Origin of the sequence: Pseudomonas sp. NGC7 (assembly GCF_047159675.1) — a bacterium.
Classification (GTDB): domain Bacteria; phylum Pseudomonadota; class Gammaproteobacteria; order Pseudomonadales; family Pseudomonadaceae; genus Aquipseudomonas; species Aquipseudomonas kermanshahensis.
Map to the genome: position 1 here is coordinate 4,594,804 of NZ_BAAFZY010000001.1, position 14,827 is coordinate 4,609,630.

Annotated in this window: 12 protein-coding genes; 6 read left to right on the top strand and 6 right to left on the bottom strand. The window is 64.8% G+C overall.

Features of this window, described 5'->3' with window-relative positions:
- Positions 1-18: 18 nt before the first annotated feature.
- A complete protein-coding gene (locus tag ACMCNM_RS20665; protein WP_412765318.1) occupies positions 19-276 on the bottom strand; it encodes a hypothetical protein in 258 nt (85 codons plus the stop codon).
- On the opposite strand from ACMCNM_RS20665, the gene ACMCNM_RS20670 reads away from it, so the two are divergent.
- From ACMCNM_RS20670 to ACMCNM_RS20695, 6 genes are all read left to right on the top strand, one after another.
- Entirely contained in the window at positions 275-1,348 is a 1,074-nt protein-coding gene (locus tag ACMCNM_RS20670; protein WP_339549066.1) for an ABC transporter substrate-binding protein, read from the top strand. The two genes, ACMCNM_RS20665 and ACMCNM_RS20670, sit on opposite strands and share 2 nt — an antisense overlap.
- Before the next feature lie 11 nt (positions 1,349-1,359).
- Positions 1,360-2,583: a lipase family protein gene (locus ACMCNM_RS20675; RefSeq protein ID WP_099429799.1), complete on the top strand. Its 1,224-nt coding sequence runs from the start codon at positions 1,360-1,362 to the stop codon at positions 2,581-2,583.
- Positions 2,584-2,595: 12 nt separating this feature from the next.
- Positions 2,596-3,795 carry an LLM class flavin-dependent oxidoreductase gene (locus ACMCNM_RS20680; RefSeq protein ID WP_186703476.1) on the top strand — a complete coding sequence of 400 codons (1,200 nt, stop codon included), beginning with the start codon at positions 2,596-2,598 and terminating at the stop codon, positions 3,793-3,795.
- 4 nt (positions 3,796-3,799) lie between these two features.
- Positions 3,800-5,353: an ABC transporter substrate-binding protein gene (locus tag ACMCNM_RS20685; RefSeq protein WP_412765319.1), complete on the top strand. Its 1,554-nt coding sequence runs from the start codon at positions 3,800-3,802 to the stop codon at positions 5,351-5,353.
- 213 nt (positions 5,354-5,566) lie between these two features.
- The gene (locus tag ACMCNM_RS20690; RefSeq protein WP_412765320.1) at positions 5,567-8,143 is read left to right on the top strand and encodes a TonB-dependent receptor; all 2,577 of its coding nucleotides are present in this window, start codon (positions 5,567-5,569) and stop codon (positions 8,141-8,143) included.
- Positions 8,144-8,171: 28 nt separating this feature from the next.
- Positions 8,172-9,260 carry an LLM class flavin-dependent oxidoreductase gene (locus ACMCNM_RS20695; RefSeq protein ID WP_099429803.1) on the top strand — a complete coding sequence of 363 codons (1,089 nt, stop codon included), beginning with the start codon at positions 8,172-8,174 and terminating at the stop codon, positions 9,258-9,260.
- A 472-nt stretch (positions 9,261-9,732) separates the two neighbouring features.
- Here ACMCNM_RS20695 and cysG read toward each other — a convergent pair whose 3' ends face one another.
- Genes cysG through lolA form a run of 5 tightly spaced genes read right to left on the bottom strand, consistent with a single transcriptional unit; the run spans position 9,733 to position 14,768 of the window.
- Positions 9,733-11,124, bottom strand: a complete 1,392-nt coding sequence (cysG, locus tag ACMCNM_RS20700) for a siroheme synthase CysG (protein WP_027592727.1) — start codon at positions 11,122-11,124, stop codon at positions 9,733-9,735.
- Positions 11,125-12,405 (bottom strand): serine--tRNA ligase, encoded by a 1,281-nt coding sequence (gene serS, locus ACMCNM_RS20705; RefSeq protein ID WP_186681199.1) that lies wholly within the window; start codon positions 12,403-12,405, stop codon positions 11,125-11,127.
- Between the two features lie 30 nt (positions 12,406-12,435).
- Positions 12,436-12,810 carry a fluoride efflux transporter CrcB gene (gene crcB, locus ACMCNM_RS20710; protein WP_085273002.1) on the bottom strand — a complete coding sequence of 125 codons (375 nt, stop codon included), beginning with the start codon at positions 12,808-12,810 and terminating at the stop codon, positions 12,436-12,438.
- Positions 12,807-14,132: a replication-associated recombination protein A gene (locus ACMCNM_RS20715; RefSeq protein ID WP_085273001.1), complete on the bottom strand. Its 1,326-nt coding sequence runs from the start codon at positions 14,130-14,132 to the stop codon at positions 12,807-12,809. The genes crcB and ACMCNM_RS20715 overlap by 4 nt, the downstream gene beginning before the upstream one ends.
- A 12-nt stretch (positions 14,133-14,144) precedes the next feature.
- Complete coding sequence (gene lolA, locus ACMCNM_RS20720) at positions 14,145-14,768, bottom strand: outer membrane lipoprotein chaperone LolA (RefSeq protein WP_027592731.1); 624 nt, start codon at positions 14,766-14,768, stop codon at positions 14,145-14,147.
- Positions 14,769-14,827 lie beyond the last annotated feature (59 nt).

Genomic DNA, 14,827 nt, shown 5'->3' on the forward strand with positions numbered 1-14,827 from the left:
AAAATTATTAATTAATATTTATATATTCCATTTTTGAATATTTGATATTCCAACAACCGACTGCTGCTGCAGCAGCAACGCGCCAGCACTGCCCTGCGTGCCGATCAGCAGGCTGGGCTGCACGCCGCGCCCCTCCCATGTGCTGAAGGCCCCGCCGTTAAAGGCCTGCAGCCGCCTTTTCAAAGACTGGCATGCATTTCGCTCCTGGCCTGGCAATGCCTGGTTCGCTGCAGCACGCGGCCCAGACCTGTTGAACCCTTGTTTGGAGCCGCACATGAACACACTCTGGCGTCACGGCCTGGCCCTGTTGGGCGGCCTGTTACTCAGCCTGACCACATTGGCCGCCGAGCCACCGGCAGCGGTGCGTATCGCCATCGTTGCCTTCACCCAAGGCGGCGCGCCGGTCTTCGGGGGCATCCCGGGGCGGGTGATCGAAGACGGCTGGCTCGAACAGCAGTTGGCCGCCCGCGGCGTGAAGCTGCAATGGACCGCCCTGCCCCACGCCGGCGCGGGGCCACAAATCAACGAAGGTTTCAGCAACGACAGCCTAGACTTCGCCGTACGCGGCGACCTGCCCTCGGTCATCGCTGGCGCCGGCCAAGTGCCCGGCAAGCTGATCGTGCCGGGTGGCAGCGGCAACAACATTTACCTGGTGGTGCCCAGCGGCTCTGCGGTGCGCAGCATCCAGGACCTCAAAGGCAAGCGCCTGGCCCTGCACCGCGGGCGGCCCTGGGAATTTGCCTTCAGCAACTTCCTGGAAAGCCAGGGCCTCAAGCTGACCGACTTCAAGATCGCCAACCTCAACCCGCAGGTCGGTGCCGCCGCCGTGTCGGCCGGCAAGGTCGATGCCGCCGTGCTGCTCAACGAAGCCTACGCCCTGGAAGACAAAGGCGTGGCGCGGATTCTCTGGTCGACCAAGCAAGGCGCCAACGACTGGCGACTGGTGTCCGACCTGTGGGGCACCGACCGCTTCGTGCAGCAGCACGCCGACCTTACGCAGCTGGTGGCCACGGCCTGGGTGCGCGCGGCCTGGTGGATCTCCCAAGCGCAGAACCGCGACGCCTATTACGCGCTGTCGTCCCGCGCCGGGGTGGCCGAAAGCGTGCTGCGCCGCGATGACCAGGACGACCCGGTGGCCTGGAAAGCGCGCTGGGCGCCGAAAAGCGATGCCCAACTCAAAGCCCACTACGACGCCCTGGGCCAATACGCCTTGGCCAACCGCCTGATCCGCACGCCCTACGACATCACCAGCGACCTGGCCACAGGCTTCACCCGCCAGGCGCTCATCGACCTGCAGCTCACCCACTATTGGCCGTCCCTGAACGCTCAAATCAGCCAACAACCTTGAGAACATCTTCCATGAAATTGCCTGTTTCCATCGTTTTCGGCCTCAGTGCCCTGGCCTTTTCCATTGGCGCCCTGGCCGCCGACACCTACGCCCCCAAACCCGACCCGCAACAAGGCGACGGCCGCGTTTCGAGCTTCTACACCTGGTCCAAGGCAATCCCGGCCACCCCCGGTAAACTGCTGCGCAGCGAGCCGCTGGACTCAGCGCTGAGCTTGCCCAACGCCGCCAGTGCCCAGCGCATCCTCTACACCTCGCTGGACGGCATCGACGGCAAGACGCCAATCGTGGTCTCTGGCGCGCTGTTCATTCCCAAGGGCCCGGCGCCCGCCGGTGGCTGGCCGGTCGCCAGTTGGGGCCACGGCACCGTCGGGGTGGCGGATATCTGCGCACCGTCCTGGGCCGGGCGTTCCTACCGCGATGTGCAATACCTGAACCGCTGGCTCGAAGAGGGCTATGCCATCGTCGCCACCGACTACCAAGGCCTGGGTGTACCCGGTGGCCACCCGCTGCTGAACAACCGCATGGCCGCCTACGGCATTCTCGATGCCGCCAAGGCCGTGGTCGCCGGCGTGCCGGGGCTGGCCGACAAGGTCCTGATCATCGGCCAGTCCCAGGGTGGCGCCGGTGCCTTTGCAGCCGGTGCCTATGCCGCAACCTATGCACCCAAGCTGGGGGTCAAGGGCAGCATCGGCACCGGCGTGATCTACACCGTGGGGTCGAAAAACGTCGGTGAGCAGGACCAGAACAAGGTCGACCCGGCCCTGGCCTACGGCTTCTACACCTTGCTCGCCGCACAGCAGTACGACCCGAGCATCGACCCGCGCGACTTCTACACCGACAAGGCCCTGCCGCTGTTCGAGCAGGCGCGCACCAGTTGCCTGTCGGCACTGGTCAGCGATGTGGTCGGCACCGGCCTGACCCCCGCCAACGCCAAAAAGGACTACCAGGGCGACCAGCTCAAACCGTGGCTGGCCCAAGTGTCGTACCCCACCCTCAAACTGGCCCAGCCGATCTTCATCGGCACCGGCGCCGAGGACAAGACCCCTGCCGCCGCGACCCAGGTTGCACTGATGCAGGATGCCTGCAAGGCCGGCTCGGTGGTGCAGGGCCACCTGTACAAAGGCCTGGGCCATAGCGAAACGGTCAACGCCTCACTCAAGGACTCGATCCCCTTCGCCCGCCAGGTCATCAGCGGCCAGCCGGTCACGCCCAACTGCAGCCCCAGCGTCCAGTAAGGAGGCCACCCCATGAGCATCGAATTCTTCACCCGCCTGCCACTGCATGGCGAAACCCAGTACCTGCCTGGCGATCCACGCAACCGCGGCGACTGGCACGCAGGTGGCGACAGCAGCGGTGCGGTGTCCGGGTTCGCGGTAGGTGATCACTTCACCTACATCGATTACCTCGGGCAAATCGCCCGCGCTGCGGAAATCAACGGCTTCGGCGGCGCACTGATGGTCAATGCGCCCACCGGCGAAGAGCCGTGGACCGTGTGCTCGCTGCTGGCACGGGAAACCCGCACGCTCAAGTTCGTCACCGCGTTCCAGCCTTATCACTACACGCCCTGGGTGGCCGTGCAACAGGCCGCGACCTACCAGCGCGCCACCGGCAACCGGCTGGTATGGAACATCATCAACGGCGGCTCTGATGCCATCCAGCGCCAGGTCGGCGACTTCGAGGGCCACGACGAGCGTTACGCCCGCGCCACCGAGTTCATGGACGTGGTACGTGGCTACTGGCACAACGAGCAGTTTCACTACGAGGGCACCTATTACCGCGCCGAGGGCGGCGGGCTGCGCGGGCCGCTGAAAAAAGCCGAGCTGCCGCTGATCTGCACCGCCGGTTCTTCGCTGGCCGCGCGCGAGTTCGCCGCCAAGCATGCGGACTTCTACCTGATGCGTGCCGAACACCCGGACGAGATTGCCGCGCTGATCGCCGACATCCGCGCCCGCGCCTTGAAGTGGGGGCGTACCGACATTCGCTTCGGCCTATCCATCGACGTGATTGCCCGCGAGACCGAAGAGGCCGCGCGGGCCGAGGCCAAACGTTTCTTCGACGAAGGCGTGGCCAAGGGCACGGTCAAGGCCCGCGCCGCCCACGCGGGCCTGCGCACGGCACGCAAGCTGAGCTACGAGCACGGCTACAGCGACAAGGACGAGCAGCAGGCCTTCGACGATTTCTTCATCCACCCCAACGTGTGGACCGGCTTCGGCTATATCGGCATCCCGCCAGGCTGCGCGCTGGTGGGCAGCTATGCCAACGTAGTGGCGCGCATTCGCGAGTACCACGGCATCGGCATCGACCTGTTCTTCCTTGCCGGCTACCCGCACCTGGAAGAAGCCTACCGCCTCGGCGAGCACATCTTGCCGCACTTCCGTGGCCAGCGCGCCGCCCTCGCCCGGCCGGCGCCCACCCCCGTGCAACTGCACGCCAGCAACGGGGGCTGACGCCATGGCCTGGGACGGTTACCCATTAAGCCGGCGCGCCTTCATTGGCCATGCCGGCGTACTGGCCGGCGGGTTGCTGGCGGGCTGTGGCCCAAGCGACAGCCCTGGCGACGCGGTCGCCGACCAGCCACGCCATGGCGGGCGCCTGCGTCTTGGCATCATCGATGGCAACCAAAGCGGCAACCTCGACGCCCATAAACCGGTCGGCAGCGGCATCGTCCGCGGCTTTGCCCTGTACAGCAAGCTGTGGGAGTGGGACGAGCAGATGCAGCCGCGCCTGGCCCTGGCCGAGTTCGCCGAGCCCAATGCCGACGCCAGCGGCTGGACGTTGCGGCTCAAGCCTGGGCTGGAGTTTCACCACGGCAAGAGCATCGACGCTGACGACCTGATCTTCTCCATCAGGCGCCTGACTGACCCGCAGCTGGCCTCGCCCTATGCGGCGCTGCTGCACTGGGTCGACCGCGACAACCTGGTCAAGCTCGACGATCGCACCGTGCGCCTGGCTTTTCGCGAAGGCCGCAGCTACCTGCCGTTGCCCGAGACGTGGGTCAACTTCGGCGGCATCGTGCCGGTGGACTACCACCCGGTCACCAACCCGGTCGGTGCCGGCCCTTATAAACTCAAAAGTTTCACCCCGGGCCAGCGCTCGCTGTTCACCCGTTTCGACAATTACTACAAGCCCGGCAAACCGTATGCCGATGAACTGGAGATCATCGACTTCAAGGACCAGACCGGCCGCCTGGCGGCCTTGCGCGCCGGGCAGATCGACATGGCCAACGTCATGTCCACCGAGCACCTGCAAGTGCTGCAGGCCGACCCACGCCTGCGCCTGCTGAAGTCGGTGAGCGGCAATTGGTTGTCGTTCGACATGAACACCACCAAAGCGCCCTTCGACGACCCGCGGGTGCGTGAGGCGTTTCGCCTGCTGGCAGACCGAGAGGACTTGGTGCGCCGGGCACTCAATGGCCAGGGCCGGGTGGCCAACGACCTGTACGCCCCTTTCGACCCCACCTTCGACCACAGCCTCGGGCCACGGCCGCATGACCCACAACGGGCGGCGCAATTGCTCAAGGACGCGGGCCACGAAGGCCTGCAGGTGGAACTGGTCACGACCCCAGGGCCTGGGCTTGCCTCGGCCCTGGTGCTGGCCGAACAGGCACGGCGCATCGGCGTGACGATCACGGTGCGCCAAGTCGACCTGGCGACGTTCCAGGGGCCGCAACGCGACGACTGGACGTTGAGCACTGGGGGCAGCATCGGTGCGCCGTTTCTGGCCAGCGCCATCCATACCGACGCGCCGTTTGCCGTGGCCAACAAGACTCACTTCCACGACCCGGCATTCAGCGAGGCCTTCCTCGCTGCCATGGCCCAGCCTGACCTTGAGAAACGCAAAGCCCTGGTGCACCGCGCCCAACGCATCCAGTACGAACGGGGCGGCATGCTGATCTGGGGCTTTGCCGACTTGCTCGACAGTGTCAGCACACGGGTCGGTGGGGCGCAGGCGGAGCAGTCGCTGTTCAGTACCTGGCGGTTCGAGAGCCTGTGGCTCAAGCGCTAAACGCTGGGCCAGCACAATTTTCTGTGGGAGCGGGCTTGCCCCGCGAAGCAGGCACCTCGAGTGGATGGCACGGGCTTTGCCCGTATTCGCGGGGCAAGCCCGCTCCCACAAGGGGCGCATAGCGCCCCCGGCAGTCGCCATAGGCACCCAATAACCGCAGGCGCGGCTGCGCCCTCGCTTTTCCCATTCCCGAACAGAACGAGGCTCAGCCCCATGCTCCGCGTTGCCTTGCTGCACCCGACATTCCAGCCCAGCGCCCTGGCACTGGCCATCCTGGCCGCCAGCGTACCGCTGGCCTACGCCGAGGACACCCAACTGCAAACCGTCACCGTCCAAGCCGAACAGGCTGACGACGACGCCCTGCCCACGCGCCCACCGGCCTCGATCTACGGCGGCTTGGAAAGCAAAGTCCTCGACACCCCACGCTCGGTCACCCAGATCAACGCCGAGCAATTGGCCCGCGACCCGATCCAGAGCTCGGACGACCTGGTCAAGTACGCCCCCGGCATCACCCGTGGCGGCGGCCAGAACGCCGGCATCGCCCCGCAAATGCGCGGGCAAAGCTCCGAGGTGTTCCAGGATGGCCAACGCGCCTACGGCGTACGCCACCCCGCCAACTTCAACGCCTATGAAGGCGCCGACATCGTCGCCGGGCCCTCGTCGGTCACCTACGGATCGGTCAGTGGCAGCGGCGGCTACATCAACTACCTAAGCAAGAAGCCCGACTTCAACCGCTTCCGCACCCGCCTGAGTGGCGAAATCGGCAGCTGGATCCCCGATGGCGAATCACGCGATGCCACCCAATTCAGCATCGACAACACCGGCCCCCTCAGTGACAGCCTGGCCTACCGGGTCAGCATCACCCGCCAGCGTCAGGAAACCTTCTACGACAACGTCGACAACAACTTCGACGCGTTCTACGGCGCCCTCGCCTGGCGCAACGACAACCTGCGGGTGGACTGGAACGCCGCCTACGACGACTACTACGACTACAACATCACCCACGGCTGGAACCGCGCCACCCAGGACCTGGTCGACCACGGCAGGTACAACGCCGGGCGCGCCACGCCGATCATCCAGAACGGCAACAGCCTGTGGTCGCCGGTGCTGTCATCGGGTGCCAGCGATGCCCAGGTACTCGGCTGGGTGCAGCGCCAGCGCAACGCGCAGGGCCAGTACCAGGTGGTCGATGGCAGCTTCCAGGGCGCCTCACCCAATACCCAGGCCAGCCCAGGCAGCTTGCGCGGCTGGGTGTACGACCCGTCGCTGGCAGGCAATGGCCAGACCTCGCTGTCGTCACAGAGCGGCCAGCGCGCGCAGGACCAGAACCGCTCGCGGCGCTTCACCACACAACTGCGCGTCGAGGGCGACCTGACCCCGTCGATCACCCTGGCCAACAGCACTTTCTACCAGCACTCCACCGACACCACCGACGCGGTGGGCGCGTTCCAGGTGCAGGGCAAGGACGACATCTTCGACAACCGCTTCGAGTTCCGCGCCCGTGGCCAATGGCAGCTGGGCGGCCTGACGCTGGTCGACGACAGCAACACCGGGCTGATCTACCGCCGCGAGACCAACGAGTCGATCGCCGCCAACAACAATTTTGGCTCCACCATCAACGCCTACGACCTCACCCTCGACCCGACGCTGAAAAACCCTGGCGACCTGCTTGGCCTGAGTGGGCGCAACCCCGCCGGTGGCAACGGAGCCTGGATCGGCCAGCCCGGCGTGCCACAGTTGTCCAATTACTATGGCTGGCTCAACCTGCCCGCCATGTACCCGGCAGGGCACGGTTTGTACTCTGAATCGGTAGCGCCCTACACCGCCGACAGCACCTGGACCACCCAAACCCTGTTCAGCCAGCACAACCTGCGCCTGGGCGAGCGCGTGGGGCTGAACGTGGGGGCCAGCCGCAGCTGGATCGATGCCCGTATCGAAAACCCCTTCGTGCTCGCGGGCGGCAACCCGCGCAAGGACTCGGACAAATACCGGTTGTTCTCGGTACAGGTCAGCCCCTATTTCAAACCCACCGACAACAGCACCCTGTACTACACCTTCGACCGATCCCTCGCCGTCAACACCGGGTTCTTCACCAATGGTTTGGGCTGGGGCAGTGGCGCCGGGGCCAACCAGCTCAACCCGCTGGCGTTCGAGAGCCTTAGCGTGCTGCACGAAGTGGGGCTGAAGGTCGAAGCCATGCCCGACCAGTTGTTCTTCACCTTGGCCGCCTACAAGCAGGCGCGCGACCAGTCGCCAGACAGCAACAACAACATCGCCCGGTTGATCGTCAAAGGCTGGGAAGCAACCCTGCGCTACCAGGACCCACACCTGCGCGGCGGCCTCAACCTCAGCCGCATCAGTGCCTACAACGAGTTCACCAGCCAGGCCGGGTTCGCCTCAGCAGGGTTCATCCCCGACAACGGCACCGTGTTCGGCGACAACAACAGCCTCAACCAGCGCCCGTCCGGCAAGTTCGATGCGGTGCAGATTCCTGAGTACAACGCCGGCGGCTATGTCGATTACCGCTTCGATTCCGGGTTCGGCGTGGAGCTCTCTGGCTGGTGGACCAGCAGCTGGTACCTGAACCTGAGCAAGACGGTGAAGGTGCCCGACGAATACAACCTCGACCTTGCCGCGTATTACCGCCAGCCACAGTGGGGCGTGACGCTGCGCATGCTCAACGTCACCGACGAACTGAATTTCGTCAGCGGCCTGGCCGGCTCGACCAACACCTTCCTGCAACCCATGCCTGGGCGCACCTTGCTGGCCCAGGTCGATTACCAGTTCTGACCCTTCCTCAACGTAAAAGGCCATCGCCATGTCCATTGAATTCGTCGGCATGATTTTCCCCCGCCAGTGGTCCGAGACCCGCGGCGTGCGCTCGCCCGACTTCGACCTGCCGTTCATCCGCCACCACGCCCGCGCCCATGAGCATGCCGGTTTCGACCGGGTACTGATCGCCAGCGGCCCAGGCAGTGCCGACAGCCTGCAGATTGCCGCCTATGCGGCCGCGCACACCGAGCGCCTCGGCTTCATGATCGCCCACCGCCCTGCCCTGACCGCGCCGACGGTGGCCGCGCGGGCATTCGCCACCCTCGACCACACCACCGGCGGCGGGCGCATTCGCCTGCATGCGATCACCGGCATCACGGCCGAGCCGCAAGAAGGCGACACCCTGCTGGACAAGACCGCGCGTTACCAGCGCGCCGACGAGTACCTGGAGATTGTCCGGCGCACCTGGACTGCCGAAGAGCCGTTCGACTTCGAAGGCCGCTACTTCACCATCAAGGGCGCTTTTTCGCCGGTCAAGCCGCTGCAGCAGCCGCATATCCCGATTTCCTTTGGTGGCTCGTCCGACATCGCCTACCAGATCGCCGTCAAACATGCCGACCTGTATGCCCTGTGGGGTGAACCGCTGAGCGGCGTCGCCGAGCAGATCGCCAAGCTCAAGGCTGCGGCGAGTGCCGCTGGCGTGGCGGCGCCACGGGTGAGCTTGTCGGTGCGGCTGATCCTGGGTGCCACCGAGGAGCTGGCCTGGCAGCGCGCGGAGCAGATCCTCGCGCAGATCAAGGCCAACCCGCAGTTTGCGGCGGACAGCCCCTGGCAGAAGCGCATCAAGGGCACCGGTTCCGAACGCCTGCTCGCCGCCGCCGCCCGGGCGGACCGGCATGACCGGGCATTGTGGATGCCGACGGCGACAGCGGTGGGGGCTTATGGCGATACCACGGCGCTGGTGGGCACGCCGGAGACCGTCGCCCAGGCGTTGCTGGATTATGTCGACCTGGGGGTGAGCACCTTCCTCAACCGCGGGTATGACCCGTTGTACGACACGGTGGATTACGGGCGCTGGGTGATTCCGGCGGTGCGGGAGGAAGTGCGGCGGCGGCAGGCGCGATTTGCTGGGTGATGGTGCCCAGCTGGGGATTGCATCTGGGGTGCCAGGTGCATGCCTTGGGCCTTGCAGCGCCTAGGTGCATGCCTTGAGCCTTGCAGCGCCTGTAAGATCGAGCGCCGCCCGCGCGGCGCATCGCGAGCAACGCTCGCTCCTACGTTTGTTTCGGGCCAATTATTCCTGGGGCAAACGCGCGCGACCGCCTTGACGCATGACTCGATATCGCGTCGAACAAACAAGGCGTTCGCGCGCGCCTGTCACAGGCGTTATTGGCCAAAAACAAACGTAGGAGATTCTATGGTGCGAGGGAAGCATCAAGTAGGCGCTTCCTCCGCCGTCCCCCTCAATATCAAGGCGCAAGCCGACGCATGGCCTGATACATAGATGCAACCGGGTTCCTAAGTTCAAAAGCAGCTAGACAGTGTGGGCGAGTCCATACATAGGAGCAGCCTTGTGCTGCGAAGGGCCGCAAACGGCCCCACCCGTTTCAGCTATGTTGCGAACCTTCAAACCACGCCAGCTTCTCACGCAACTGCACCACTTCCCCCACAATCACCAGGGTCGGCGCATGCACTTCATGCTGGGCCACAAGCGCCGGCAAATCCGCCAGGGTGCCCGTAAACACCCGTTGATTGCGCGTAGTGCCTTGCTGCACCAGCGCCGCTGGCGTACTGGCCGCACGCCCATGACGAATCAGTTCGGCGCAAATGGTCGGCAAGCCCACCAACCCCATGTAGAACACCAGGGTTTGCGCCGGTGCCACCAAGTCATCCCAAGGCAAATTGCTGGTGCCATCCTTGAGGTGCCCGGTAACAAAGCGCACCGATTGGGCGTAGTCGCGGTGGGTCAGCGGGATGCCGCCATAGGCTGAGCAACCACTGGCCGCGGTAATGCCGGGCACCACCTGGAAGGGGATGCCCTGCTCGGCCAGCTGTTCGATCTCCTCGCCACCACGGCCAAAGATGAACGGATCGCCACCCTTGAGGCGCAGCACGCGCTTGCCCTGCTTGGCCAAGTCGACCAACAGGCGGTTGATCTGGTCCTGCGGCACAGCATGGTCAGCGCGGCGCTTGCCGACGTAGATACGCTCGGCATCACGCCGGCACATGTCGATGATGGCCGGGGCCACCAGTCGGTCGTACAGCACCACATCGGCCTGCTGCATCAGGCGCAACGCGCGGAAGGTCAACAAGTCCGGATCGCCCGGCCCTGCCCCCACCAGATATACCTCACCGCCCTGCTGCACCGGCGCGCCATCGACCATGGCCTGCAACAGGCGTTCGGCCTCGGCACCCTGCCCCGCCAGCTGACGCTCGGCAATCGGGCCCTGGAAGACATTTTCCCAAAAGCCGCGACGCTGGTTGACGTCTGGGTACAGGCGTTTGACCTGGTGCCGGAACCGCGCAGCCAGCCCGGCGAGTTCGCCATAGGCCGAAGGGATCCACGCTTCCAGCTTGGCACGAATCAAACGCGCCAGCACGGGCGCATCACCCCCACTGGAGACTGCCACCACCAACGGCGAGCGGTCGACGATGGCCGGGAAGATCACCGTGCACAGGGCCGGCGCGTCCACCACATTGACCGGCAGGTTGAGCGCCTGGGCATCGGCCGACACCTGGGCGTTCAGCCCAGCGTCATCAGTGGCCGCGATCACCAGCCGGCAACCGACCAGGTCGGGCGCCTGATAGCCGCGTACCAAGACCTCACCGCCACCTTCCCGGGCCAGTGCGGCCAGTTGGCCGTCAACCTCGGGCGCCACCACGCGCAGCGCGGCGCCGGCATCCGCCAGCAGGCGCGCTTTGCGCAAGGCAATTTCACCGCCGCCGACGACCAGTACCCGGCCGCCCTGCAGCTTGTGGAACAGTGGCAGGTAATCCATTTAGCGGATGACCTCGACACCACCCATGTACGGCTTGAGCACCTCAGGCACACGGATCGAACCGTCGGCCTGCTGGTAGTTCTCCAATACCGCCACCAGGGTGCGGCCGACTGCCAGGCCAGAACCGTTGAGGGTATGCACCAGCTCTGGTTTGCCGGTTTCCGGGTTGCGCCAGCGGGCTTGCATGCGACGCGCCTGGAAATCACCGCAGTTGGAGCAGGAGCTGATCTCGCGGTACTTGTCCTGGCTCGGTACCCACACTTCCAGGTCGTAGGTTTTCACCGCACCGAAGCCCATGTCGCCGGTGCACAGCGCCAGTACCCGGTAGGGCAGTTCCAACAACTGCAGCACGCGCTCGGCATTGGCGGTCAGGCCTTCGAGGGCTTCCATCGACTTGGATGGCTCGACTACCTGGACCATTTCGACCTTGTCGAACTGGTGCTGGCGGATCATGCCACGGGTGTCACGGCCCGATGCGCCGGCTTCACTGCGGAAGCAAGGCGTGTGGGCGACCAGCTTGAGCGGCAGTTGCTTGGCATCGAGGATTTCGCCGGCAACCAGGTTGGTCAGCGAAACCTCGGCGGTTGGGATCAGGTAGAAGTCAGCTTCGCCTTCGCGGCTGATCTTGAACAGGTCTTCCTCGAACTTCGGCAGCTGGCCGGTGCCCTGCAGGGCCGGCGCTTGTACCAGGTACGGGGTGTAGTGCTCTTCGTAGCCGTGCTCGCCGGTGTGCAGGTTGATCATGAACTGCGCCAGGGCGCGGTGCAGGCGGGCGATCGGGCCACGCAGCACGGCAAAGCGGGCGCCAGACAGCTTGGCTGCCGCTTCGAAGTCCAGGCCACCGCTGATTTCGCCCAGGGCGACGTGGTCTTTGATTTCGAAGTCGAAGGCTTTAGGGGTGCCCCAGCGGCGTACTTCAACGTTGTCGTCTTCGCTGGCACCAACCGGCACGCTGGCGTCCGGCAGGTTAGGAATGGTCAGCAGGATGCCATCCAGCTCAGCCTGGATGCCGTCCAACTCGACTTTGCCTGCGGCCAGCTCATTGGCCATGCGCTCGACGTCGGCCATCAGCGGCGCAATATCTTCGCCCTTGGCCTTGGCCTGGCCGATGGACTTGGAACGGGCGTTACGCTCCGCCTGCAGTTGCTCGGTGCGCGTCTGCACGGCCTTGCGGCGCTCTTCCAGTGATTCGATGCGCGCGACATCCAGGCTGAAGCCACGGGAGGCCAGGCGATCCGCCACTTCCTGAAGTTGGCCGCGTAACAGTTTGGAATCGAGCATATCGTTCTCTCGTTATGTGTAGGTGTTGGTTCAGAATCGGGTCAAGGACAGGCCGGCCCAGGTCGCGAGCAGCCCGCCCACCACGCTGATACCGGTATAGCCCAAAGCCAGGGGCATCTGCCCGCTTTCCATGAGGCGTACGGTATCGAGCGAAAAGGAGGAAAACGTGGTTAAGCCGCCCAGGAAGCCGACGATCAGGCCCGCGCGCAGCTCGACCGGCACCATGGGCTTGTGCAAAAACAGGCCATACAGCAGGCCGATCAACAAGCAGCCGATCAGATTGACGGCCAGCGTACCGAGATAGAAGTGCCGTGGCCAGTGGGCGACCACCCAGTTGGTGGTCGCAAAACGCAGCAAAGTACCCGCGATACCGCCTGCACTGACGGCAGCGATCAGTGCAATCATGGTTTTCTCCGTTGCCGGGGGCTACTGCGATCCAGCTCGGCCAGGTGCCGTAGCTTCTCGCCGATTTTCAGCTCCAGGCCGCGGGGCACGGGTTGGTAATACTGGCGAGGCTCGAGTTGGTCAGGGAAGTAGTCTTCACCTGCCGCGTAGGCATCGGGCTCGTCATGGGCATAGCGGTATTCGTCGCCGTAGCCCAATTGCTTCATCAACTTGGTCGGGGCGTTACGCAGGTGCAGCGGCACTTCCAGCGAACCATGCTCGGCCGCCTCGCGCAGGGCAGTCTTGAAGCCCATGTACACCGCATTGCTCTTTGGCGCACAGGCGATGTAGGTAATGGCCTGGGCCACGGCCAGCTCACCCTCGGGGCTGCCCAGACGCTCTTGCACGTCCCACGCCGACAGGCACAGACTCAGGGCACGAGGGTCGGCATTGCCGATGTCTTCGCTGGCCATGCGCACCACGCGGCGGGCGATGTACAGCGGGTCGCACCCCCCGTCGAGCATACGCGCGAACCAGTACAGCGCGGCATCGGGGTTGGAGCCACGCACCGATTTGTGCAACGCCGAGATCTGGTCATAGAACGCCTCGCCGCCCTTATCGAAGCGCCGACGGCTGTCACCGAGCAGGCTTTGCAGCAGCTCGACGCCAATTTCGCTGCCATCTTCAGCCAGGTCCGAGGCGTTTTCCAGAAAGTTGAGCATGCGCCGGCCATCGCCGTCGGCGGCCGCCATGAGCATCTTGAAGGCCTCGTCGCCCACCTGCAGGTTGTGCTTGCCCAGGCCGCGCTCTTCGCTCAAGGCTCGGTCGACGAGCTTGCGCAGCGCCGGCTCGTCCAAGCTCTTGAGCACGTACACCCGCGCGCGGGAAAGCAACGCATTGTTCAGCTCGAAGGACGGGTTTTCGGTGGTGGCGCCGATGAAGATCAGCGTGCCGTCTTCCACGTAGGGCAAAAAGGCGTCCTGCTGCGACTTGTTGAAGCGGTGCACTTCGTCGACGAACAGGATGGTCCGGCGGCCATACTGGGCAGCCTGCTGCTTGGCCACCTCGACCGCCTGGCGGATCTCCTTGACCCCTGCCAGTACCGCCGAGACCGTTTCGAAGTGCGCGTCACAGAACTGCGCCAGCAGCCGCGCCAGGGTGGTTTTGCCCACCCCGGGCGGCCCCCAGAAGATCATCGAGTGCAACGCCCCCTGCTCCAGCGCCTCGCGCAGCGGCTTGCCGCGCGCCAGCAGGTGCTCCTGGCCAACGTACTCGTCCAGGTTGGACGGGCGCAGGCGAGCAGCCAGGGGCTGGGCGACGGGTTCGCTTCGAAACAGGTCCATCACGGGCTCCGGTTACTCCTGGATGATATCCGCGCCTTTCGGGACATCGAACTTGAACTTGCTGTCAGGCACTGCCTGGTTGGCCTTCACCCCACTGAACAGGATGTTGGTCCGCTGGCCGACACTGTCAATCAGCTGCATGTCATTGATCAGGCCCTTGCGGAACGACACGCGCAGGGAGTCGAACAAGGTGTCCTTGGTTTTCGGCTTCAAGGTGAAATCCATGACTTCGCCCTGCTCCTTGGACGCGATGTCGAAGCTCTGGCTGATCTTCGACACGTCACCGGACAGCAGCAGCGCCGGGGTCTGGTTCAGGCGTACATCAAGCTTCTTGATGGTGGCCTGCTCAAGGTCCGGGTCCCACAGGGTGACCATCTTGCCATCAGACACCACCACCTGCTCCTGCGGGGCATCGGTGTGCCAGTAGAACAGGCCCGGGCGCTTGACGGTCATCTGGCCCTTGGTCTCCTGCAGGCTGGTGCCGTCGGCACCCAGCGTCAGCTGAGAGAAATTGGCATCGATCGTCTGCGACTTTTCCAGCAACTGGGTCAGGCGCTTCACGTCCAACTCGCCGGCATGGGCCGACACAGAGCCCATGGCCAGGGCAGAAACCAACAGCATGCGAATCGCGCGCATGGAAATCCTCGTAGGACAGTAAATGAGCCAGGCGCCCAGCAGGCGCCCGGCAAGGTGTT